A 21,718-nucleotide genomic window follows, 5' to 3' on the forward strand; every position below is an offset into this window, starting at 1 on the left:
TTTAAACGATCTAATTACAAAATTTTAATAAAAAGGAACTATTTCCATGGCTAAAGGGCAATCTTTACAAGACCCGTTTTTGAATGCGCTGCGCAGAGAGCGTATTCCTGTTTCAATTTATTTGGTAAATGGCATCAAACTTCAGGGCCAAGTTGAATCTTTTGACCAGTTTGTCATTCTGCTAAAAAACACTGTCAACCAAATGGTTTATAAGCACGCGATTTCAACCGTGGTGCCAGCTCGTCCAGTGCAGCATGTGACTCAACAGCACTCAGGACCAGGTAAATCTGATTCTGACAGTGGTGCTGAATAATCGCGTGATGCGAAGGAGTCGATTGGTTGTTTGATCGTTATCAAGCCGGTGAGCAGGCTGTATTAGTTCACATTGACTTCTCGGATGAACACGAGCGCGAGGATTTGCGCGAACTGGAAATGTTGGTTGAATCGGCTGGTGTCGAGGTAAAAGGGGTGGTGCGCGGTTCCCGCAAGGCGCCACACCCAAAATATTTTGTCGGCGGTGGTAAAGCCGAGGAAATTGCTCAGGCCGTTAAGCTGTATGAAGCCAACATCATCATTTTCAATCACGCCTTATCGCCAGCTCAAGAGCGTAATCTGGAAAAACTATGCGAGTGTAGAGTGTTGCCCCGCACTGGTTTGATTCTGGATATTTTTGCTCAGCGGGCTCGGACCCACGAAGGTAAATTGCAAGTCGAGCTTGCGCAACTCCGCCACCTTTCGACCCGCTTGGTTCGGGGCTGGACTCACCTTGAGCGCCAAAAAGGTGGTATTGGTATGCGCGGCCCGGGTGAAACCCAGTTGGAAACGGACCGCCGGTTAATCCGCGGACGCATTGACCACATTCTTAAGCGGTTGGATAAAGTCGCCAAGCAGCGCGAACAGGGGCGTCGTTCCCGTAAACGTGCTGAGGTACCAACGGTCTCGTTAGTCGGTTATACCAATGCCGGTAAATCTACTTTATTTAATCGCGTGACCGAAGCTGGCGTGTACGCTGCCGATCAGCTATTTGCGACACTTGATCCGACCTTGCGGAAAATCGAAGTTGCCGATGTCGGACCAACAATTTTAGCCGATACCGTGGGCTTTATTCGTCATTTGCCTCATGACCTTGTGGCAGCCTTTAAAGCGACGCTGCAAGAAACCCAAGAAGCGGATTTGCTGCTTCATGTCTATGATGGCGCTGATGACCGCTTTGCCGACAATATTGATCAGGTCAATATCGTGTTAGATGAGATCGATGCGGGCGAAGTGCCCGTACTTATGATCTGTAACAAAATTGATTTGCTCGAAGGCGCCGTCCCGCGTATTGATCGGGATGAAAACGGCTTGCCGTGGCGGGTTTGGGTTTCGGCCCAGCAAGGCTTGGGCATGGACTTGCTGTTCCAAGCATTGCAAGAACGGCTTGGCCGGACCATGGTTGAATTTACCTTGCGTATTCCACCTGCTCAGGGCAAGTTGCGGGGTATGCTCTATCAACGCCATGTCGTGCAAAAAGAGCAGTATACCGAGCAAGGCGAATCGGAATTGCTGATTCGCATGCCGAAAAATGATTGGCGGGCATTAGTCAAACGTGACTGCCCGCAAGCGGAAGATTACATTATTTCTGAATAACCCTTGGATCTGGAAATGTCGGAGAGACATTAATATAACTATGAAAAAATCCATGATGGCCTGGCACGAACCGGGCGGTAAAAAACCGAATGACCCCTGGAAGGGGAAACAATCGGGAAATCAGGGGCCACCAGATTTAGACGAGGTGCTCAGCAACTTGTCGAAAAAGTTGGGTGGCAAGTTTGGCGGCGGTCGCCGTGGCGGCGGCAATGATTCCGAAGTGATGAAGTTTGGTGGCGGTCTTGCCGTCATTATCGCGCTATTAGTGTGGGGCTTTAGCGGCCTTTACACCGTTCGCGAAGCAGAATTAGGCGTTAAGCTGCGCTTCGGTGAATTTGCCGAGAATGTCCAGCCTGGCCTGCACTGGAAACCAACCTTCATTGATGAAGTGACGCCAGTTGATGTGCGCTCGGTTAGCTCAATGCCAACCAGCGGCTTTATGCTGACCAAAGACGAAAACGTGGTTCGCATTGAAATGGACGTTCAGTATCGGATTAGCGACCCATTCCTCTACCTATATAGCGTGATGAACCCTGAAGACACGCTGCTTCAGGCGATGGATAGCGCGCTGCGCTATGTGGTTGGCCACAATACCATGGACAACGTGTTGACCAGTGGTCGGGAACAAGTTCGTGCCGAGACTTGGGAAGAGCTATCGAACATTATCGAGCCGTATCAAACCGGCTTGGAAATCATCGACCTCAACGTGCAGCTAGCACGCCCGCCGGAAGAAGTGAAAGACGCATTTGACGATGCCATTGCGGCGCAAGAGGATGAAGAGCGCTTCGTCCGTGAAGCCGAAGCATATGCGCGTGAAGTTGAGCCGCAAGCTCGTGGTCGGGTGAAGCGTATTCTTGAAGACGCGAACGCCTACAAGCAAAAGAAAGTGTTGGATGCACAGGGTGATGTAGCCCGCTTCAACCAAATTTTGCCTGAGTATAAAGCGCAGCCAGAAGTCACTCGCAAGCGCTTATACCTAGAAACAATCGAAGAGGTTTATGGCAACAGCAACAAAGTATTGGTTGATGTCGAAAGCGGCAACAACTTGATGTACTTGCCGTTAGACCGGATGACCAAAGGTGTTCCGCAAACCTCGACTGGCAACTCGTTTATTGAGCCAAGCTCTCATTCGAACCAGCGTAGCCCTGTTGGCGTTGGCTCGAGCCCAAATAGTTCACGTGAGCGTTCTGATCGTTTTAGCTCTGGAGGGAGAAACTAAATGAGACCTATATTACTGGTTGCATTAGCAGCATTAATTTTGGCCGGTTTCTCGTCTCTGTTTGTGGTCGAAGAAGGCGAGCGCGCCATTACCATTCGATTCGGTAAAGTTCAGCGTATTGATGGCACCGGGGATACCGTTGTTCACGAACCTGGCTTGCACGTTAAGTTTCCGTTCATCGATACGGTTCGTTTTCTCGACGCCCGTACCCAAACGCTTGATGACCGTGCCGACCGTTTTGTTACCTCTGAGAAAAAAGATCTGATTGTTGATTCTTATGTGAAGTGGCGGATCAGTGATTTTTCGAAGTTTTATTTGTCGACTCGTGGTGATTTCTTCCGCGCCGAATCGCTGCTCAAGCGCCGTATTAGTAACGGCCTGCGCACCGAGTTTGGTAGTCGCACTATCCGTGAAATTGTTTCTGGTACGCGTAGTGAGTTGATGGAAAGCGCGCTGGCTCAGGTTGCCGAAGGTGCCCGTGAATTGGGTATTGAAGTGATCGATGTGCGGGTTAAGCAAATCAACCTGCCATCGGAAGTCAGTAACTCGATTTTCCAGCGGATGCGCGCTGAGCGTACTGCGGTTGCTAGAGAGCACCGCTCACAAGGTCGCGAGAAAGCAGAAGCGATTCGCGCCGATGTTGATGCGCGAGTGACGGTGATGCTGGCAGATGCCGACCGCCGAGCTTTAGAGTTACGAGGCGCTGGTGATGCCGAAGCGGCAGCCATATACGCCGAATCGTACGGTCAAGACCCTGAGTTCTATGCATTCTTCCGCAGCTTGCAGGCGTATCAGAAGAGCTTCGGCCAAGGCGGCGACATGATGGTGATTGAGCCAGATAGTGAATTCTTCAAATACATGAAGGACCCGACGGGTAAGTAGCCAATACGCCAACGTAAAAAAAGATGCCCTCGGGCATCTTTTTTGTTTTAACGCTAGCTGGTTTTAGACCCAGCTGTTATCTCGCACCAGTTGCTCAAAGTCGGTGCAGCCACCAATGTGCTTTTCATCCAAAAAGATTTGCGGCACAGTCTCGACTTCGTGACCTACTGTTTTAGACAAATCTGCTTTGCTAATGCCTTCTGCATGAATGTCAACGTAGCGAAATTTGAAATCATCACGCGCTTCGGTAAGTTGCTCTGCCAGTTGTTTGGCGCGAACACAATATGGGCAGCCAGGGCGGCCAAAAATTACAGCGAACATAAGAAAGTCCTCAGAACAAAAGATGGCTAAAGCATAACGGCTTCGGCGAGCTTGGTAAAATTGGTTGTTTCCATATCCTTGATAGCTTTTATCGATTAAAACCAATCACTGGCCTATGGTGATGGCTCTTTTAAGCGCCGCCGAATATAGGCTAAACCCCAGCTAGATAAGGCACCTACCTTAAACCGCAACTGCTCATACCATGTGAGATCACAAATAAGGTGAACAAGCGGGTTATTTTCTGCTAAAATCCGGCCCTTTCCTGCGTTTAACCGACCAAATCAAGAGTTCAAGCATGAGCAATAATGTTGTGGTTCTCGGCACCCAATGGGGTGATGAGGGCAAAGGCAAGATCGTTGACTTACTGACCGATCAAGCAAGTTATGTGGTTCGCTATCAGGGTGGCCACAATGCGGGCCACACACTGGTAATCGACGGCGAGAAAACCGTCCTCCACCTAATCCCATCTGGCATCTTACGTGACAACGTCAAGTGTATTATCGGTAATGGGGTCGTGCTGTCACCTGACGCTTTGTTCACCGAAATCGCAATGCTCGAAGAGCGTGGCGTACCGGCCAAAGATCGCCTGTTTATCAGCGAAGCTTGTCCTTTGATTCTGCCTTTCCATATCGCAATTGACGCTGCGCGCGAAAAAGCACTGGGCAAAAAGGCGATTGGCACTACTGGTCGTGGTATTGGCCCAGCATATGAGGACAAAGTATCTCGTCGTGGCCTTCGTGTGGGTGACCTGTTCAACAAAGAAAGATTCGCCGAGAAATTGAAGGTTGTGATGGAGTATCACAACTTTGCGCTGCGTGAGTTGTATAAAGCGCCAGAAGTTAGCTACGACGAAGTCCTCGAAGGCGCATTGGCGGTTGCCGATACGTTGAAGGCCATGACTGTTGACGTGATTGACGTACTCGACAAAGCGCGTAAAAACGGTGACAAGATCATGTTTGAGGGTGCTCAAGGCACTCTACTTGATATTGACCATGGTACTTATCCGTTTGTCACCAGCTCAAATACTACCGCTGGTGGCGTAGCGACAGGCGCTGGTTTTGGCCCGTGTCATTTAGATTATGTTTTGGGTATCGTTAAAGCTTACACCACGCGCGTTGGTGGAGGCCCATTCCCAACTGAACTGGAATGTGAAGTGGGGCAGCATCTTGGCGAGAAAGGCCATGAATTTGGTGCAACCACCGGTCGTCAGCGTCGTTGTGGCTGGTTTGATGCCGTTGTCATGCGTCGTGCAATTCAAATTAACAGTTTGACTGGCCTTTGCTTGACCAAGCTCGATGTCCTTGACGGCTTGAAAGAAGTCAAAATTTGTACCGGCTACAAAATGGCTGATGGTTCGGTTGTTGATGTGCCGCCGCTGGCTGCTGAAGGCTACGAAGAAGCGATGCCAGTTTACGAAAGTATGCCTGGCTGGGATGACAACACTTTTGGTGTCAAATCATTGGAGCAATTGCCTCAAGCAGCGTTGGACTACATCAACCGCTTGGAAGAGTTGTTGGAAATTCCAATTGATATCGTTTCAACTGGTCCTGATCGCGTTGAAACCATTATCCGCAAACATCCTTTCGAAGCTTAATTCAACGCTTCAGCATCGAGTCACTAAAGCAAGGCTAAAGCCTTGCTTTTTTTGTGGTTTTTATTCAATAAACCGCGCAAATTGATGTCAACAGATAGTCGAATATGAGCAAAAATGTGATCTCGATTTATTTGTATAAAAAATATGCAATAAAAAATTTGACGGGCAATAGATCCATGATCTTCTCTTAATAACAAGCTGACCTTCATCAGGAAGATGAGGTTGTAGTCAGGCTTTTGTATCCCCTATGACAGCACGTACAAGGATGTATAATGCCCGAGTTACAGTCTAAAAGTCTGTTTAGAAAACAGGCGCTTGCCCACCAGAAAGATCGTTTGACCGGCGATGTTATCGTCAGTCAGCCGTTATCCTTTTCCGCGTTGACTTTATTCATCTTGCTACTGCTAGCCATCAGTGTGGTGTTTCTGGCACTTGGTGAATACACCCGCAAAGAAGTTGTCAAAGGCTATCTAGTACCGGATATGGGCGTGCTGAAAACTTATGCGCCGCGAATGGGAAAAGTTACCAAGCTTCATGTCAATGAAGGCGATCGTGTCCGCAAAGGGGATCCTTTGATTACTTTGGTGTCGGAACAATCGTTGCTGACCGGCGATGATGCTGGCCAAGAGCGGCTTGGTCAAATTATGCAACAGATTGCGGTGCTCGAGTTACAACAGCAGGAATTACATGCGCTTCATGGCGAACAACTGGATGAGTTGACCGCAACCAAAGCTTTTCTGCAGCAAGAATTGGTCGAGCTGAAACAGCAACAGACCGCGCTCGAAGCAAGAGAAACATTGTTTCGAAGCCAACTGGACGACATTGAGCGGGTCTTTCGTGCGGGACATGTCACCAAAAGTGATTTTGTCCAACACAAGCAACGCGTACTAGCCGCGCAGCAAGAATCCCAACAACTCAGAGCGCTAGTGGTAAAAAGCCGCCTTGCGCTGAAGAAAATCGACTACAAACTGCTGCAAGCGCCATTCGAATTCAACAACCGTCAGCTTGAATTACAACGTCAAATCGCGGCTCTAAAACATCAATCGCTAACTGAAGAGACCAATCATCGTCTGGTACTAAGAGCTGCGGCTAACGGCACCGTTTCTTCCATTCAGGTTAAAGAAGGCGAATCGCTTGTCGCCACCATGCCACTCATCTCGGTATTACCAGATGATGCAACATTGCATGCTGAGTTATGGCTACCAACAAGAGCGGCTGGCTTTGTTGGGGAAGGGCAAGCGGCACGAATTCGCTTTGATGCTTTTCCCCATCAGCGTTTTGGCGTTGCGAGCGGTGAGTTGGCGGTGATCTCGAAATCAATCGTTAGCCCAGAAGAAGCAAAGCTGCCGGTAAGATTGCAAGAGCCAGTCTATCGGGTGATTGTCGAGCTTGATGAGCAGTACATCGTGGGCTACGGCAAGAGCTTACCGTTGCAAGCGGGGATGATGCTCGAGGCGGATATTGTGCTCGATACGCGGAATTTGCTCGATTGGCTACTTGATCCGCTCTACAGCTTGCGGGGGCGGGTATGACAACTACAACACTGAACAATGCTGATAAATTAGTCAAATTTTCAGGTTGGCGGACATTACCCCTAATCCAGCAAACCGAAGTATCTGAATGTGGTTTAGCGTGTGTGGCAATGATTGCTGGGTACTATGGCCGGGAAGAAAGTCTATCGAGTTTGCGCAAGCGGTCGGGAGGGGCACAGCGAGGCTTAAACTTGCAACAGTTGATTCAGTTAGCAAGTGATTTGGGTCTATCTGGCAGAGCATTACAGCTTGATATGGACCATCTGAAAAAACTGCAAACGCCGTGCGTGCTGCATTGGGATATGAATCACTTTGTGGTGTTAAAGAAAGTCACACGCGACGCTATTGTGATACACGATCCTGCTGCTGGTGAGCGGCGTCTAACCATGACTGATGTCAGTAAGCACTTCACAGGGATCGCTCTTGAATTAGCGCCAACGAGCGACTTTCAAAAATGCAGTGTCAAAGAGCGGCTGAAGCTGTCGCAGCTGTGGAGCAACATTGTTGGCTTCAAATCAAGTTTGCTGCGGCTGGTTGTGTTGTCGGTGGTGTTGCAAGCCCTCGCTCTGGCGTCGCCTTACTATTCGCAGCTTGTTGTCGATGATGTATTACTCAGTCACGATAAAGACCTGTTGCTAGTGCTGGCGCTAGGCTTTGGCTTGGTGATGCTGTCGAGTATGGCAACCAATTTACTGCGAGGCGTGGTGGTGCTGCATTTTAGTGCAATGCTCAATATCCAAATTGCCGCCAACCTCTTTCGCCATTTGGTTCGCCTACCGATTAACTATTTTCAGAATCGTCATATTGGCGATGTCATCTCCCGCTTTGGCTCCCTGCAGCAAGTCAAAGAATTACTCACAACGGGAGTTGTCGAGGCGCTTATCGATGGCGTCATGGCGCTAACTGTGCTGGTGATGTTGTTTGTCTATAGCGTCAAATTAGCATTCGTAGTGGTCATTGCCGTGGCGCTATTTACCATGATTAGACTGGTGTTGTTCAAACCCCTTCGACAGAAAAATGAAGAGGCTATTTCCCATCAGGCGAAAGAAAGTAGTCATTTCATTGAAACGGTCCGCGCAATTCAAACGGTTAAATTATTTGGTGCCGAGAATCAGCGCCAATCCTTGTGGCAGAACCGCCTTGCCGACACCCTCAATGCCAATATTCGAATTGGTCAGCTGGATCTTGGCTTTATTAGCGCCAACAAACTGTTGTTTGGATTAGAGCATGTCATTGTGATTTATCTGGCGGCATTGTTGGTGATGGACGGCCAATTTTCCGTGGGTATGTTGTTTGCTTTTATCGCTTACAAGCAGCAGTTCACCGAACGAGTCGCCAACCTGATTGAAAAGCTGATCCAATTCAAAATGCTCGGCCTGCATTTAGAGCGCTTGGCCGATATTGCGTTAACACCAAAAGAAGCGGTCAATCAGTCAGGGCTCAAACCTGAGCTGAACGGCCGCATTGAATTCAAAAGCGTTGGCTTTCGATATCAAGACGGTGCGCCTTATTTGTTTAATAACGCGACATTTGATGTCGCTGCAGGCGAATCCGTTGCGCTGATAGGGCCGTCTGGCGCCGGTAAATCGACGCTTATTAAAACGCTATTAGGTTTGTTACCGATAAATAAAGGGGAAATATTGGTCGATGGTCATGAGTTACCCCACTTATGTATGACCCATTATCGCCAGCAAGTTGCTTCGGTGATGCAAGATGATCAGCTGTTATCTGGCTCGATTGCCGACAACATTACCTTTTTTAGTGATGAGCTTGATATGGAGCGAATCGCTAATTGCGCCAAGATGGCAGCCGTTCATGACGACATTATGGCGATGCCAATGAACTACAACAGTCTCATTGGCGATATGGGCAGCAGTCTATCGGGTGGCCAGAAGCAACGCATCTTACTGGCAAGAGCTTTATATCAGCAGCCTAAAATTTTACTACTTGATGAAGCGACTAGTCATCTGGATCTGAATGCCGAGCGGTTGGTCAACCACGCTATCGCTGAGCTGAATATCACTAGGGTCATTATTGCCCATCGGCCAGAAACCATGATCTCAGCCGATCGGATCTTGCACTTAACACGAGATGGCGTTGAAGACGTCACTCAACAAATTAAACAACAGCTGGGAGCTGTTGCATGAATTCCCGCATTCGGCGGGGATATTAACTGTAACTACAAAAGGAAATTGTTATGAAAGAACTTGATTACTCGGAAATAGAAATCGTCAACGGCGGAATATGGTACAACGTAGGTAGAGGAATTGTGGGGGCTGCGTCCGGCATGAGTGCCTATAGCATGGCCGGTGGGGCTGCAGGAGACTTGAATGGTTGCGGATTCTTCGGCGCTGGAGTAGGTGGTTTTGTTGGGGGGGCTACAGGGTGGACCGGAGGAGGCTTTACTGCCGGCGGTGCAGCCTATTCACTGTGCCAATATTTCTATGACTAACAAATTTAAAGTACGTTGGTTTTAGAAAAGAGTGAAAAGCTAGGGCGCGTAAAGCGAAATCTTATTGGTAGTACGTGCCCATATTCAATAATCGTAAGGTTGGAGAGCTCTTATGACTAATGGTCAGATAAACTTCTTAGGGTTTGTATTAACCACTCTAATATCGAGTGCGATAATGTCATTATATTTACTTGTTGCCAAAGCCATTGGCGATATTGATATTGGATTGGTCGTAGTTTTGACATCGATGTTGTCGTTTGGTGTGTGCTGCAAGACCATGAAATACCTTGAACGTCGCACTACAGTGCGGCAGTAGTTTTGCTGTTTAGTGGAGAGGATAGCTTTGAAAACCTGACTTGCTAGATACTAAGCTGGATGCATCCAACACAGGTAAAAGTTTTGATCTTTACTCATTTCTACTGCGGTTAAATTTCCACTACCCATCTCACAAATCCGGTGGTATACTTCGGCGCCCTTGTAAAAAGGCAGCCACGATCCGAGCTCGAACGGGCCCGGATCTTTTGTTTTACGTAAAGTAAATAGCGGAGCACTGAAATGATCCAAATGCAGACCCTGCTGGACGTAGCTGACAATAGCGGCGCTCGCAGCGTGATGTGTATTAAGGTTCTCGGTGGATCACACCGCCGCTATGCCGGTATTGGTGACATCATTAAAGTTTCTGTGAAGGAAGCAATTCCTCGCGGTAAAGTTAAAAAAGGTGATGTTCTGAATGCCGTTGTAGTGCGAACCAGAAAGGGTGTTCGTCGCCAAGACGGTTCTCTGATTAAATTCGATCGTAACGCGGCCGTTCTGTTGAACGCCAACCATGCGCCGATCGGTACTCGTATCTTCGGTCCAGTGACGCGTGAACTTCGCTCTGAAAAGTTCATGAAAATCGTCTCTCTGGCGCCAGAAGTGCTGTAAGGAGAATCAATCATGGCAGCGAAAATCCATAAAGGCGATGAAGTTATCGTTTTGGCCGGTAAAGACAAAGGCAAGCGCGGCGAAGTCGAGCAAGTCTTAGTTGAAGCGGGCAAAGTCCTTGTTAAAGGCGTTAACATCGTCAAGAAGCATCAGAAGCCAAACCCATACCTACAGGTTGAGGGCGGCATCATTGAAAAAGAAGCGGCAATTGACGTTTCTAATGTAGCGATCTACAACGCCGAAACTGGCAAAGCAGATCGTGTAGGTTTCCGAGTTGAAGACGGCAAAAAAGTTCGTTTCTTCAAGTCGACTAATCAAGTAATCAGCTAATTCGGAGTATTACGATGGCGAAACTGCATGAGTACTACAACGAGACTGTTGCACCAGCTCTTCTTAAAGAGTTCGGTTACAGCAGTATCATGCAAGTCCCTCGGGTTGAAAAAATCACCCTGAACATGGGTGTTGGTGAAGCTCTAGCTGACAAGAAAGTTTTGGAAAACGCGGTGAATGACATGGCAACTATTGCTGGTCAAAAACCTGTTGTGACCAAAGCTCGCAAGTCAGTTGCCGGCTTCAAAATCCGTGAAGGCTACCCAATTGGATGTAAAGTCACCCTGCGCGGCGAGCGCATGTGGGAATTCTTGGAGCGCCTGATTTGCATCGCTCTACCTCGTGTCCGCGATTTCCGCGGCGTTAGCGCTAAGTCTTTTGACGGCCGCGGTAACTACAGCATGGGCGTACGTGAGCAAATCATCTTCCCAGAAATCGACTACGACAAAGTAGACAAGATTCGTGGTATGGACATTACCATTACTACGACTGCCGGTTCTGACGAAGAAGGCCGTGCTCTGTTGGCTGCTTTTAACTTCCCATTCCGCAAGTAAGGACAGGGTTATGGCTAAACAATCCATGAAGGCACGCGAAGCAAAGCGCGCCAAACTAGTTGCTAAATACGCTGAAAAGCGTCAGGCACTGAAAGCTGCTATCGCAAGCCCAGCGACTTCTGAAGAAGAGCGTTGGGACGCAGTCTTGAAACTTCAAGGCTTGCCACGTGACAGCAGCCCATCACGCCAGCGTAACCGCTGTAACGTGACTGGCCGTCCACACGCATTCTTGCGTAAGTTCGGCTTGAGCCGCATCAAACTGCGTGAAGCAGCGATGCGTGGTGAAGTTCCTGGCCTGCGTAAGGCTTCTTGGTAATCTGTCGTTCACGGGAGTAAATACATATGAGTATGCAAGATCCGATTGCGGACATGTTCACTCGCATCCGTAACGGCCAGGCGGCCAAGAAAGTTGCGGTAAAAATGCCGTCTTCAAAGCTGAAAGTTGCGATTGCAAAACTGCTTAAAGAAGAAGGCTACATCACTGATTATTCAGTGGCTGGCGATGCGAAGCCAGAATTGGAAGTCGTACTGAAGTACTTCCAGGGTAAAGAAGTTATCGAAACTATCCAGCGCGTAAGCCGTCCTGGTCTTCGTATTTATAAGAAGAAAGGCGACTTACCTAAAGTACTGGCTGGTTTGGGTGTTTCTATCGTGTCCACTTCTAAAGGCGTGATGTCTGACCGTGCTGCGCGTAAAGCGGGCATGGGCGGTGAGATCATCGGCTACGTAGCGTAATTGAGGGGTAGAGGATGTCTCGAGTAGCAAAAGCTCCTGTTCAGATCCCTGCCGGCGTTGAAGTTACGTTGAAAGGTCAAGATCTGACTATTAAGGGTGGTCAAGGCACATTGTCTCGCACTATCCACGAAGCAGTTGAAGTTAAGCAAGAAGACAATGCTTTGACTTTCGCTGGTCGTGAAGGCGTTGACGGTGCTTGGGCACAAGCTGGTACAGCTCGTGCGTTGGTAAACAACATGGTAACAGGCGTGAGCGAAGGTTTCGTTCGCAAACTGCTGTTGAACGGTGTTGGTTATCGTGCGCAGGTTAAAGGCAAGGTTGTAAACCTAGCTTTGGGCTTGTCTCACCCAGTCGATCACGAGTTGCCTGAAGGTGTTACAGCTGAATGTCCTTCTCAAACTGAAATCGTGCTGAAAGGCGTTGATAAGCAGTTGGTTGGTCAAGTTGCTGCAAACATTCGAGCTTACCGTAAGCCCGAACCTTATAAAGGCAAAGGTATTCGTTACGATGACGAGCACGTTCGTCGTAAAGAAGCTAAGAAGAAGTAAGGTATCGCGATGGATAAGAAAGTATCTCGTTTGCGCCGCGCTACACGCGCCCGCGCAAAAATCAGCGAGTTGGGTGCAACGCGCTTGGTGGTACACCGTACCCCACGCCACATCTATGCTCAGTTGATCGCGCCAAACGGCTCAGAAGTCCTCGCTGCTGCCTCTACTGTAGAGAAAGCACTAAGCGAAGGCCTGAAGTCTACCGGTAACGTTGAAGCGGCCAAAGCTGTGGGTAAAGCCATTGCTGAGCGCGCTTTAGCGAAAGAAGTTACTACCGTAGCCTTTGATCGTTCTGGCTTTAAGTATCACGGTCGTGTAGCAGCGCTTGCAGAAGCCGCTCGCGAAGCCGGCCTGCAGTTCTAAGGAGTCGATGATGGCAAAAGCTGAATTGCAACAAGGCGAGTTTCTGGAGAAATTGATTGCCGTTAACCGTGTCGCAAAGACGGTTAAAGGTGGTCGTATCTTCAGCTTCACCGCCCTGACAGTTGTTGGTGACGGCAAAGGTCGTGTTGGCTTTGGATATGGTAAAGCCCGCGAAGTACCTGCTGCGATCCAAAAAGCGATGGAAAAAGCCCGTCGCAACATGCAAAAAGTTGAGTTGAACGGCAACACTTTGTGGCACCCGGTTAAGGGCCGTCACACTGGTTCGCGCGTTTACATGCAGCCTGCATCTGAAGGTACCGGTATTATCGCCGGTGGTGCAATGCGTGCTGTGTTGGAAGTAGCTGGCGTACAGAACGTTCTGTCTAAAGCCTATGGCTCTACCAACCCAATCAACATTGTGCGTGCAACAATCGATGCACTGGTGAACATGAACTCACCAGAGCAAGTCGCCGCGAAACGTGGCCTATCTGTAGAAGAAATTCTGGGGTAAGGCATCATGGCGAAGAAAACATTGAAAGTGACTCAGGTAAAAAGCTCTATCGGCCGCTTGCCTAAGCACAAAGCAACCCTGACTGGTCTGGGTCTGCGTCGCATTGGTCACACTGTTGAACTGGAAGATACTCCTTCGGTTCGCGGCATGATCAACAAGGTTTACTACATGGTACAGGTGGAGGGCGAATAATGCGTTTGAATACTCTATCTCCAGCTGAAGGTTCAAAGCCTACTGGTAAACGCGTTGGTCGTGGTATCGGTTCTGGTCTTGGTAAGACCGGCGGTCGTGGTCATAAAGGCCAAAAATCACGTTCAGGCGGCGGCGTTCGCGCCGGTTTCGAAGGCGGTCAAATGCCTCTGAAACAACGTCTGCCTAAATTCGGTTTCACTTCTCGCAAGCAATTGGCTCGCGAAGAGATTCGTACTCACGAATTGAACAAAGTGGAAGCCGAAGTGGTTGACATGAATGCACTGCGCGCAGCCAACCTGATTAAAGGTACAACTAAGTACGTTAAAGTTGTGCTTTCAGGTGAGGTGACCAAAGCGGTGAACCTGAAAGGTATCGCTGTAACTAAAGGTGCACAGGCTGCAATTGAAGCAGCTGGTGGCAAAGTCGAGGAATAAGGATCAATGGCTACACCAGGATTGGACTTGAATAGTGCGAAAGGTGGTTTGAGCGAATTACGTTCTCGCCTCCTCTTTGTGTTGGGCGCGATTCTCGTGTTCCGGGCGGGCTCATTTGTACCCATCCCTGGTATTGATGCCTCGGTTCTTGCTGACTTGTTCGATCAGCAGCGCGGTACCATCGTTGAGATGTTTAACATGTTCTCCGGTGGTGCTCTTGAGCGTGCCTCCGTCTTCGCATTGGGAATCATGCCGTATATTTCGGCTTCGATTATCATGCAGTTGTTGACGGTTGTGCACCCGCCATTTGCTGAATTGAAGAAAGAAGGTGAAGCTGGCCGTCGTAAGATCAGCCAGTACACCCGCTACTTCACATTGGTACTTGGTACCTTCCAGGCCGTTGGTATTGCCACCGGCCTGCCAAACCTGATGCCAGGTTTGGTGGTTGACCCAGGTTTTGGCTTCTACTTCACAGCAGTCGTCAGCTTGGTCACCGGTACTATGTTCCTGATGTGGCTTGGTGAGCAGATCACTGAGCGTGGTATTGGTAACGGTATTTCGATTCTGATTTTCACCGGTATTGTTGCAGGCTTGCCTTCAGCTATCGGTCAGACCATCGAGCAGGCTCGTCAAGGTGAAATGAACGCTATTGTGTTGCTACTGATTGCAGCAATCGTGTTCGTTGTAACCTTCTTCGTGGTGTTCGTTGAGCGTGGTCAGCGTCGTATCGTTGTTAACTATGCCAAGCGTCAGCAAGGACGCCAGGTGTTTGCACAACAAAGCACTCACTTACCACTGAAAGTGAACATGGCTGGTGTGATTCCACCAATCTTCGCTTCCAGTATCATTCTGTTCCCAGCCACAGCGGCAAGCTGGTTTGGCCAAGGTGATAGCATGATCGCGGAAATCCTGCAGCAAGTGTCGTTGACACTGCAACCAGGTCAACCGCTGTATGTGATGTTGTATGCAGCTGCGATTATCTTCTTCTGCTTCTTCTACACGGCGTTGGTTTTCAACCCGCGTGAAACTGCAGATAATTTGAAGAAGTCCGGCGCGTTTATTCCTGGGATTCGTCCTGGTGAGCAAACATCTCGCTACATCGACAAGGTAATGACTCGTCTTACTTTGGCCGGTGCACTGTATATTACATTAGTTTGTCTGGTTCCTGAGTTCATGCTCATCACGATGAACGTGCAGTTCTACTTCGGTGGTACCTCACTTCTCATCATCGTGGTTGTGATTATGGATTTCATGGCCCAGGTGCAGACTCATATGATGTCAAGTCAGTATGAATCTGTACTTCGCAAAGCCAACCTTAAAAACTACGGCCGCTAAGGTCGGGTTGGTTAATTAACGGAGTTTAAGAATGAAAGTTCGCGCATCCGTCAAGAAAATGTGCCGTAACTGTAAAGTCATCAAGCGCCGCGGCGTTGTTCGAGTGATTTGCAGCGAGCCGAAGCATAAACAGCGCCAAGGCTAATCGGACCAAAAGTGGGCAAGCCAATAAAACGGCTTGCCTGATTTGCAAACAGGTTATTGGTTGAGTATCCTTACGGGCTTTTCAAATCAATGACCCATAAATAGAGGAGTGCTGTTAATGGCCCGTATAGCCGGCATTAACGTCCCTGACAATAAACACGCTGTAATTGCATTGACTGCAATTTACGGTATTGGCCGCACCCGCGCACAAGATATCTGTGCTGCGACAGGTGTTGCCGAAGACGCCAAAATCGGTCAGTTGGATGAAGCAACTATCGATAAGCTGCGTGACGAAGTTGGTAAGTACGCCGTTGAAGGTGACCTCCGTCGTGAAGTTACGCTGAACATCAAACGCCTGATGGACTTGGGTTGCTACCGTGGTATTCGCCACCGTCGTAGCCTGCCTGTGCGTGGTCAGCGTTCGAAGACTAACGCCCGTACCCGTAAGGGTCCGCGCAAGCCGATCAAAAAGTAATCGGGAAGAGGTTTTAAAATGGCTAAACAACCAACTCGTACGCGTAAACGCGTCAAAAAGCAGATTCCTGACGGCATGGCTCACATCCATGCGTCTTTCAACAACACCATCGTGACTATCACTGATCGTCAAGGTAATGCGTTGTCGTGGGCAACTGCAGGTGGCTCTGGCTTCCGCGGTTCTCGTAAATCGACTCCGTTCGCAGCCCAGGTTGCTGCTGAGCGTGCAGGTACTGCAGCGCAAGAATATGGCGTGAAGAATTTGGAAGTATTCGTGAAAGGTCCAGGTCCAGGCCGTGAGTCTGCGATCCGCGCTTTGAACGCTACTGGCTACCGCATCACCAACATTGTTGATGTTACGCCGATTCCTCACAATGGTTGTCGTCCGCCTAAAAAGCGCCGCGTATAACGCCCCGCTTCCGGATATTGGAGAAAGAACATGGCAAGATATTTGGGTCCTAAACTCAAACTTAGCCGTCGTGAAGGCACAGATCTGTTTCTGAAAAGTGGTGTTCGTGCAATCGACACCAAGTGCAAGATCGACAATGCACCAGGTCAACACGGTGCGCGTAAACCGCGTCTGTCTGACTACGGTGTACAGTTGCGTGAAAAGCAAAAAGTTCGTCGTATGTATGGCGTACTCGAAAAGCAATTCCGCAACTACTATAAAGAAGCTGCCCGCATTACTGGCAACACAGGTGAAAACCTGCTTGTTTTGCTGGAAGGTCGCCTAGATAACGTTGTTTATCGTATGGGCTATGCAGCGACACGTGCAGAAGCGCGTCAGCTAGTTAGCCACAAAGGTATTGTGGTAAACGGCAAAGTAGTCAACATCCCATCTTTCAAGGTTCGTCCTGAAGATGTAGTTGCTGTTCGCGAAAAAGCTAAGAACCAAGCACGTATTAAAGCTGCTCTGGAACTGGCTGAGCAACGTGAAAAGCCAACTTGGCTAGAAGTTGAAGCAAGCAAAATGGAAGGCGTATTCAAGCGTAATCCTGAGCGTGCTGACTTGTCTGCCGATATTAACGAACAGCTGATCGTCGAGCTGTACTCTAAGTAAAGCTTAAACGCTTAATTTAAAGAGAGGACACAAATGCAGGGGTCTGTTACAGAGTTTCTCAAACCTAGGTTGGTTGACATCGAGCAGGTATCTACCACTCGTGCAAAAGTCACCCTGGAGCCACTTGAGCGTGGTTTTGGTCATACCTTGGGTAACGCTCTTCGTCGTATTCTGCTGTCATCTATGCCCGGTGTGGCGGTGACTGAAGTAGAAATTGATGGTGTACAACACGAGTACAGCACTAAAGAAGGTGTACTTGAAGACATCATCGAAATCCTGCTGAACCTTAAAGGCTTGGCCGTTAAGTTGTCTGGTAAAGACAAAGCAGTATTAACCCTGACTAAGAGTGGTGCAGGCTCGGTTGTAGCAGGCGACATCACCCACGACGGTGATGTTGAAATCGCAAACCCAGAACATGTCATCTGCACCTTGACTGGTGAAGGTGAAATCAGCATGCGTATCGTTGTTGAGCGTGGCCGTGGCTATGTGCCAGTATCGGCTCGCGGCGATAACGAAGAAGACGAGCGTCCAATTGGTCGCTTGTTGGTTGACGCATCATACAGTCCAGTTCGCCGCATTGCTTACAATGTGGAAGCCGCTCGTGTTGAGCAGCGCACTAACTTGGACAAGCTGGTTATCGATATGGAAACCAACGGTACTTTGGATCCTGAAGAAGCGATCCGCCGTTCGGCAACCATTCTGGCTGAACAACTTGAAGCATTCGTCGAGCTGCGTGATATCAGCGAGCCGGAGCAGAAAGAAGAGAAACCAGAATTCGATCCGATTCTATTGCGTCCTGTCGACGATCTCGAGCTCACCGTTCGCTCTGCTAACTGTCTGAAAGCAGAAGCGATTCACTACATTGGTGATCTGGTACAACGCACTGAAGTTGAGTTGCTGAAAACCCCTAACTTGGGTAAGAAGTCACTCACAGAAATCAAAGATGTCTTGGCATCACGTGGCTTGTCTCTGGGCATGCGCCTAGAAAACTGGCCACCTGCCAGCATTGCTGACGGTGAATAACCAGATACCGAAGTAAACTGAGTTAGAAGGAAAAGATCATGCGCCATCGTAAGAGTGGTCGTCAACTGAACCGTAACAGCAGCCATCGCCAAGCTATGTTCCGTAACATGGCCAGCTCGCTGGTACGTCACGAAGTGATCAAGACAACATTGCCTAAGGCCAAAGAGCTGCGCCGAGTGATCGAACCATTGATCACACTGTCTAAATCAGACAGCGTTGCTAACCGTCGTTTAGCTTTTGCTCGCACCCGCGATCAAGAAGTTGTCGGTAAACTGTTTAATGAATTAGGTCCTCGTTACCAAGAGCGTCCAGGTGGATACACTCGCATTTTGAAGTGTGGCTTCCGCGCTGGTGACAACGCACCTATGGCTTACATTGAATTGGTAGATCGTCCTGAAGTTGCTGAAGAAGAAGCAACTGAAGCCGCTACTGAAGAGTAAGCAAACATCACTTTGAAAAAGCCGGGTTCGCTCGGCTTTTTTGTGTCTGCGTGTTGACTACTTTAGAAGTGGACTTGCAAGCCTGCGTACACGCCGTCAAATTCAGCATCAATGGTCAAGTCGTCGACATCATCCAGATCCAACTTCACTTTGCGATAACCAAGTTGAATTGCCGCTTCAACGGCTAAGTTGTCGACTAGTAGATATTGCGTACCGATTTGGACGTCGTAGGCATTGTAGTCGTCATAGCCAATCCAATTCGCTTCACCATAAATTGAAAAGCCTGTGCCTGGAATAACCAACTCTGTGGCGCCATAAAGCATGGGGATCACGCCTTTGTAGCTTTCCTCTGATGACTCTTTGATGGTGGAATCACCGACCTCAACCTCGCCAACCACAGATACTTTGTAATCGCCATATTTGAGGTTTAAACCGATATCCAGATTGGTTAATGGATTATCGAAAATCTCGTAATACATAATGATGTCGGTGTGGTCTAACTCGGCATCAATGGTCGACTCGCCATTGTAGATGATGTCACCAAACTCAAAGTCCTCGACATCGGCAAAGCCATCAGTATCCATTTGGTTATAGCGAAGCTTGAGGTTAGGTAGTAATGGCACTGGATGCTCAACAGCAAGCCAAATGGAGGCTTTGCCTTCATCGTTTAAGCCATATTGCTGAGTGGTGTTGCCGGTGCCAAATTCGCCTTCGGCGTCCATGTCCCAGTACTGTACGCCAGCATAAATGCCAGCAAAGGTATCTGCCTGAGCAAGTGCTGGCAGAGCCGCCAATACTGCGGCTGCGAGTAGTCTATTTTTCATGATTTTAAGTTTCGGATGAGTGTGAAGCGAAAGCTAACATGCTCGCAGAATGAATAACAGCGTAATGGCTACTCTATGGCACCGCCTAAGCGGTACGCCTGCCCATGTTAGTTGTTGTGTCGGCTAAGCCGTTGCTGCCACTCTGGATACCGTTTGCTAAGTAAATCTGCCGGCCAGTCACCATACCAACTGTAACCAGTACGCCGATCGCGCTTGACCTCAGCTAGTGATTGAACTCGACTACCATCGCGATTGGCAAAAAAAGGCTGGTTGTTTTGTAAGTCGTAAAATCTTGCCCATATTGGCGCAGCCTGTGGGTCTTCGATCACACGCAAGTCGTAGGTGCTAGTGTGATAGGCAAAACGTACCGGTGGCGTATCGAACCGCTCAATCCGAATGCGTTGAAGCTTGACTTTGTCCATCCAAGCTATCGCACTATTAATCGCCCTGATCACTTGTGGGCTTGGCTGTGGAATCGACATCAAGTAATCAACGACCGCAACGCTCTCCCAAGACTGCAATCCCGCCAGTTCATAACTGCGTCCTGCCACAGGCTTGAGTGTGCTGCGATCATACTGACCGGCCCATACCGTCAATTGCTGCCCTTGTCTGACTTGTAAGTCGAGGATCAGCTGGTCCCCTTTCGCCAGTGCTTCGCTGCAGAGAGCGCGGGTTGATGCCGGTATAAAGTCAAAATCCGGATGGAGCTGGTGAATATCGCGCAATAAATGCAGCACGCCGGGCATGACTTCATCGGCAAAAGTAATGTGGCCATAATAGCGATCGGTTCGCGGAGGTGAATGAGCCCAGCCACCGTTGTCATACTGATTTGTCAGTATGTATTCCAAGCCCGCTAGTGCGGCATGGCGATAGCGTGGATCGCCAGTTTGACCGTATGCCGCAGCCAAATAACGTATTTGCGGATAGGTATTGCGGTTATCGAGACTAGCGTCATTGTTAGCGGAATCGGCTAACACTTGTTCACGCTCGGTACGACTAAGTTTTCTGAGCGGATCTTTGTTGGTTGGCCAGCCGCCATTGCTGCGCTGATAAAGCAACATGGTATCGGCAATACCAACGACTTCACCTGGGCTGAAATAATCACTTTGATCGTCGTCGTTTTGGTCGTGCCAATGCTTAATTACGTCTTCAAAAAGCGCCAGAGAAATGGGTTGTTGTGGGGTCGCTAGGCAGGTCGAAATCAGGCAGATAGTCGTTGTTAGAAAGAGCAATAATTGAAGTCTCATGACGGCAATAACGCGAGCTGTTTGGAGGTAGTTTTGATTCTATTGCTACCGGTAGCATTTGGTCAAATTATCGTTTGCGGCGAAGTGGTTAGTGAACAGAGCCGTCGCACCTTGCGGCTAGGCATTGCAACTAGGCATTGGCACCTGAGTGTAAACAATTCATAACAGATTTCTGTACAGGCTCGCCCCAGCAATTATGTGACTTGGGCCGCTATTTCTTAGGTGTTTTTAGCGTCTAGCCCTACAATGCCGCCCGTGTTTATCAATGGTGATGTTTTATGAAACAGATAGCCCTGAGTTGGTATGCCCAGGTTGAAGGCTGTTTTCTGGTCTCGCTAGGAGTGTGCTTCTTAGCTGCTAGCGGTTTGTTGGTTGGTGGCACAGCAGGCTTAGCCTTTATTGCCAACAAAGCCCTGCCAATGACATTTGGCTTTTGGTTCTTCACGATTAATTTGCCCTTCTTCTATCTGGCTATTCGACAAATGGGTAAGGCGTTTGCACTGCGCAGTTTGCTCTGCATTGTTGCGGTCTCATTGATGTCGGATGTACTGAATTACTATGTCCACTTCGACAATCTGCCACCTCTATTGGGCGCTGTGATTGCCGGTGGTCTTATCGGTATTGGGCTGATTTTGCTGTTCCGTTACCGTTCATCATTGGGTGGCGTCAACATTCTGGGTCTATATCTAGAAGAGCGTTTTGGTATTCACTCAGGTAAGGTCTTGCTGGGGTCCGACTTGATTGTTGCTGCTTTTGCTCTGGCATTGTATGACTGGGATAAAGTGGCTTATTCGCTGCTTGGCTTTGTGGTGTTGAGTTCCGTGTTGGGGCGTTATCACAAGAAAGCGCCGATCCAGCAGCAATCGGATATTCATTTGCAGCCGGCTAGTGACGACGAAGGAGCCGACTCACAGGCCGCAGCGAACACCTCAAGTTAACTTGATATAAGCG

General features: G+C 48.9%; 30 protein-coding genes. 27 read left to right on the forward strand and 3 right to left on the reverse strand.

Annotation, left to right across the window (positions count from 1 at the left end):
* Positions 1-46: 46 nt before the first annotated feature.
* From hfq to hflC, 4 genes are read left to right on the forward strand one after another with little or no spacing between them, the layout of a single operon-like run.
* Entirely contained in the window at positions 47-313 is a 267-nt protein-coding gene (hfq, locus tag IC617_RS11365; RefSeq protein WP_191145117.1) for an RNA chaperone Hfq, read from the forward strand.
* Positions 314-339: 26 nt separating this feature from the next.
* On the forward strand, positions 340-1,629 hold the full coding sequence (gene hflX / locus IC617_RS11370) for a ribosome rescue GTPase HflX (protein WP_191145118.1): 1,290 nt from the start codon (positions 340-342) through the stop codon (positions 1,627-1,629).
* A gap of 55 nt (positions 1,630-1,684) precedes the next feature.
* On the forward strand, positions 1,685-2,848 hold the full coding sequence (gene hflK, locus IC617_RS11375; RefSeq protein WP_191145198.1) for an FtsH protease activity modulator HflK: 1,164 nt from the start codon (positions 1,685-1,687) through the stop codon (positions 2,846-2,848).
* On the forward strand, positions 2,849-3,730 hold the full coding sequence (gene hflC, locus IC617_RS11380; RefSeq protein ID WP_191145119.1) for a protease modulator HflC: 882 nt from the start codon (positions 2,849-2,851) through the stop codon (positions 3,728-3,730).
* A 63-nt stretch (positions 3,731-3,793) separates the two neighbouring features.
* Here the strand turns inward: hflC and IC617_RS11385 are convergent, their stop codons facing one another.
* Entirely contained in the window at positions 3,794-4,051 is a 258-nt protein-coding gene (locus tag IC617_RS11385) for a GrxA family glutaredoxin (protein WP_191145120.1), read from the reverse strand.
* A gap of 295 nt (positions 4,052-4,346) precedes the next feature.
* Here IC617_RS11385 and IC617_RS11390 point away from each other — a divergent pair, with 295 nt between their 5' ends.
* The 22 genes from IC617_RS11390 (at position 4,347) to rplQ (ending at position 18,696) form a co-directional block, all read left to right on the forward strand.
* Entirely contained in the window at positions 4,347-5,645 is a 1,299-nt protein-coding gene (locus IC617_RS11390; protein ID WP_191145121.1) for an adenylosuccinate synthase, read from the forward strand.
* Positions 5,646-5,917: 272 nt separating this feature from the next.
* Positions 5,918-7,177, forward strand: coding sequence for a beta-barrel domain-containing protein (locus tag IC617_RS11395; RefSeq protein WP_191145122.1), 1,260 nt, complete (start codon positions 5,918-5,920; stop codon positions 7,175-7,177).
* Entirely contained in the window at positions 7,174-9,324 is a 2,151-nt protein-coding gene (locus tag IC617_RS11400; protein WP_191145123.1) for a peptidase domain-containing ABC transporter, read from the forward strand. Before IC617_RS11395 ends, IC617_RS11400 begins: the two co-directional genes overlap by 4 nt.
* A gap of 50 nt (positions 9,325-9,374) precedes the next feature.
* Positions 9,375-9,629, forward strand: coding sequence for a hypothetical protein (locus tag IC617_RS11405; protein WP_191145124.1), 255 nt, complete (start codon positions 9,375-9,377; stop codon positions 9,627-9,629).
* A gap of 175 nt (positions 9,630-9,804) precedes the next feature.
* Positions 9,805-9,945: a hypothetical protein gene (locus IC617_RS11410; RefSeq protein WP_191145125.1), complete on the forward strand. Its 141-nt coding sequence runs from the start codon at positions 9,805-9,807 to the stop codon at positions 9,943-9,945.
* A gap of 239 nt (positions 9,946-10,184) precedes the next feature.
* Positions 10,185-10,553 (forward strand): 50S ribosomal protein L14, encoded by a 369-nt coding sequence (gene rplN, locus IC617_RS11415; protein ID WP_087507578.1) that lies wholly within the window; start codon positions 10,185-10,187, stop codon positions 10,551-10,553.
* A gap of 12 nt (positions 10,554-10,565) precedes the next feature.
* The gene (gene rplX / locus IC617_RS11420; RefSeq protein ID WP_087507577.1) at positions 10,566-10,883 is read left to right on the forward strand and encodes a 50S ribosomal protein L24; all 318 of its coding nucleotides are present in this window, start codon (positions 10,566-10,568) and stop codon (positions 10,881-10,883) included.
* A 14-nt stretch (positions 10,884-10,897) separates the two neighbouring features.
* The gene (gene rplE, locus IC617_RS11425; protein ID WP_191145126.1) at positions 10,898-11,437 is read left to right on the forward strand and encodes a 50S ribosomal protein L5; all 540 of its coding nucleotides are present in this window, start codon (positions 10,898-10,900) and stop codon (positions 11,435-11,437) included.
* Positions 11,438-11,447: 10 nt separating this feature from the next.
* Positions 11,448-11,753, forward strand: a complete 306-nt coding sequence (gene rpsN / locus IC617_RS11430; RefSeq protein WP_191145127.1) for a 30S ribosomal protein S14 — start codon at positions 11,448-11,450, stop codon at positions 11,751-11,753.
* A 26-nt stretch (positions 11,754-11,779) separates the two neighbouring features.
* Complete coding sequence (gene rpsH / locus IC617_RS11435) at positions 11,780-12,172, forward strand: 30S ribosomal protein S8 (protein ID WP_191145128.1); 393 nt, start codon at positions 11,780-11,782, stop codon at positions 12,170-12,172.
* 14 nt (positions 12,173-12,186) lie between these two features.
* Positions 12,187-12,720: a 50S ribosomal protein L6 gene (gene rplF, locus IC617_RS11440; RefSeq protein ID WP_191145129.1), complete on the forward strand. Its 534-nt coding sequence runs from the start codon at positions 12,187-12,189 to the stop codon at positions 12,718-12,720.
* A 9-nt stretch (positions 12,721-12,729) separates the two neighbouring features.
* Complete coding sequence (gene rplR / locus IC617_RS11445) at positions 12,730-13,083, forward strand: 50S ribosomal protein L18 (protein WP_087507572.1); 354 nt, start codon at positions 12,730-12,732, stop codon at positions 13,081-13,083.
* Between the two features lie 10 nt (positions 13,084-13,093).
* On the forward strand, positions 13,094-13,594 hold the full coding sequence (gene rpsE / locus IC617_RS11450; RefSeq protein ID WP_087507571.1) for a 30S ribosomal protein S5: 501 nt from the start codon (positions 13,094-13,096) through the stop codon (positions 13,592-13,594).
* Positions 13,595-13,600: 6 nt separating this feature from the next.
* Complete coding sequence (gene rpmD, locus IC617_RS11455; RefSeq protein WP_087507570.1) at positions 13,601-13,786, forward strand: 50S ribosomal protein L30; 186 nt, start codon at positions 13,601-13,603, stop codon at positions 13,784-13,786.
* A complete protein-coding gene (rplO, locus tag IC617_RS11460) occupies positions 13,786-14,220 on the forward strand; it encodes a 50S ribosomal protein L15 (RefSeq protein WP_087507569.1) in 435 nt (144 codons plus the stop codon). Before rpmD ends, rplO begins: the two co-directional genes overlap by 1 nt.
* Positions 14,221-14,226: 6 nt before the next feature.
* Complete coding sequence (secY, locus tag IC617_RS11465; RefSeq protein ID WP_191145130.1) at positions 14,227-15,555, forward strand: preprotein translocase subunit SecY; 1,329 nt, start codon at positions 14,227-14,229, stop codon at positions 15,553-15,555.
* A gap of 31 nt (positions 15,556-15,586) precedes the next feature.
* Positions 15,587-15,700: a 50S ribosomal protein L36 gene (gene rpmJ / locus IC617_RS11470; protein WP_087507567.1), complete on the forward strand. Its 114-nt coding sequence runs from the start codon at positions 15,587-15,589 to the stop codon at positions 15,698-15,700.
* Between the two features lie 117 nt (positions 15,701-15,817).
* Positions 15,818-16,174 (forward strand): 30S ribosomal protein S13, encoded by a 357-nt coding sequence (rpsM, locus tag IC617_RS11475; RefSeq protein ID WP_087507566.1) that lies wholly within the window; start codon positions 15,818-15,820, stop codon positions 16,172-16,174.
* 18 nt (positions 16,175-16,192) lie between these two features.
* A complete protein-coding gene (rpsK, locus tag IC617_RS11480) occupies positions 16,193-16,582 on the forward strand; it encodes a 30S ribosomal protein S11 (protein ID WP_087507565.1) in 390 nt (129 codons plus the stop codon).
* Positions 16,583-16,612: 30 nt separating this feature from the next.
* On the forward strand, positions 16,613-17,233 hold the full coding sequence (gene rpsD, locus IC617_RS11485) for a 30S ribosomal protein S4 (protein ID WP_087507564.1): 621 nt from the start codon (positions 16,613-16,615) through the stop codon (positions 17,231-17,233).
* Positions 17,234-17,266: 33 nt separating this feature from the next.
* Positions 17,267-18,256 carry a DNA-directed RNA polymerase subunit alpha gene (locus tag IC617_RS11490; protein WP_087507563.1) on the forward strand — a complete coding sequence of 330 codons (990 nt, stop codon included), beginning with the start codon at positions 17,267-17,269 and terminating at the stop codon, positions 18,254-18,256.
* Between the two features lie 38 nt (positions 18,257-18,294).
* Positions 18,295-18,696, forward strand: a complete 402-nt coding sequence (gene rplQ, locus IC617_RS11495) for a 50S ribosomal protein L17 (RefSeq protein WP_087507562.1) — start codon at positions 18,295-18,297, stop codon at positions 18,694-18,696.
* Between the two features lie 62 nt (positions 18,697-18,758).
* Here rplQ and IC617_RS11500 read toward each other — a convergent pair whose 3' ends face one another.
* Complete coding sequence (locus tag IC617_RS11500; protein WP_191145131.1) at positions 18,759-19,520, reverse strand: TIGR04219 family outer membrane beta-barrel protein; 762 nt, start codon at positions 19,518-19,520, stop codon at positions 18,759-18,761.
* Positions 19,521-19,627: 107 nt separating this feature from the next.
* A complete protein-coding gene (gene pelA / locus IC617_RS11505) occupies positions 19,628-20,767 on the reverse strand; it encodes a pectate lyase (protein WP_191145132.1) in 1,140 nt (379 codons plus the stop codon).
* Positions 20,768-21,045: 278 nt separating this feature from the next.
* Here pelA and IC617_RS11510 point away from each other — a divergent pair, with 278 nt between their 5' ends.
* A complete protein-coding gene (locus IC617_RS11510) occupies positions 21,046-21,705 on the forward strand; it encodes a YitT family protein (protein ID WP_191145133.1) in 660 nt (219 codons plus the stop codon).
* Positions 21,706-21,718: the final 13 nt, after the last annotated feature.

It is taken from the genome of Neiella litorisoli (assembly GCF_014773395.1).
In the GTDB taxonomy this organism is placed as follows: domain Bacteria; phylum Pseudomonadota; class Gammaproteobacteria; order Enterobacterales; family Neiellaceae; genus Neiella; species Neiella litorisoli.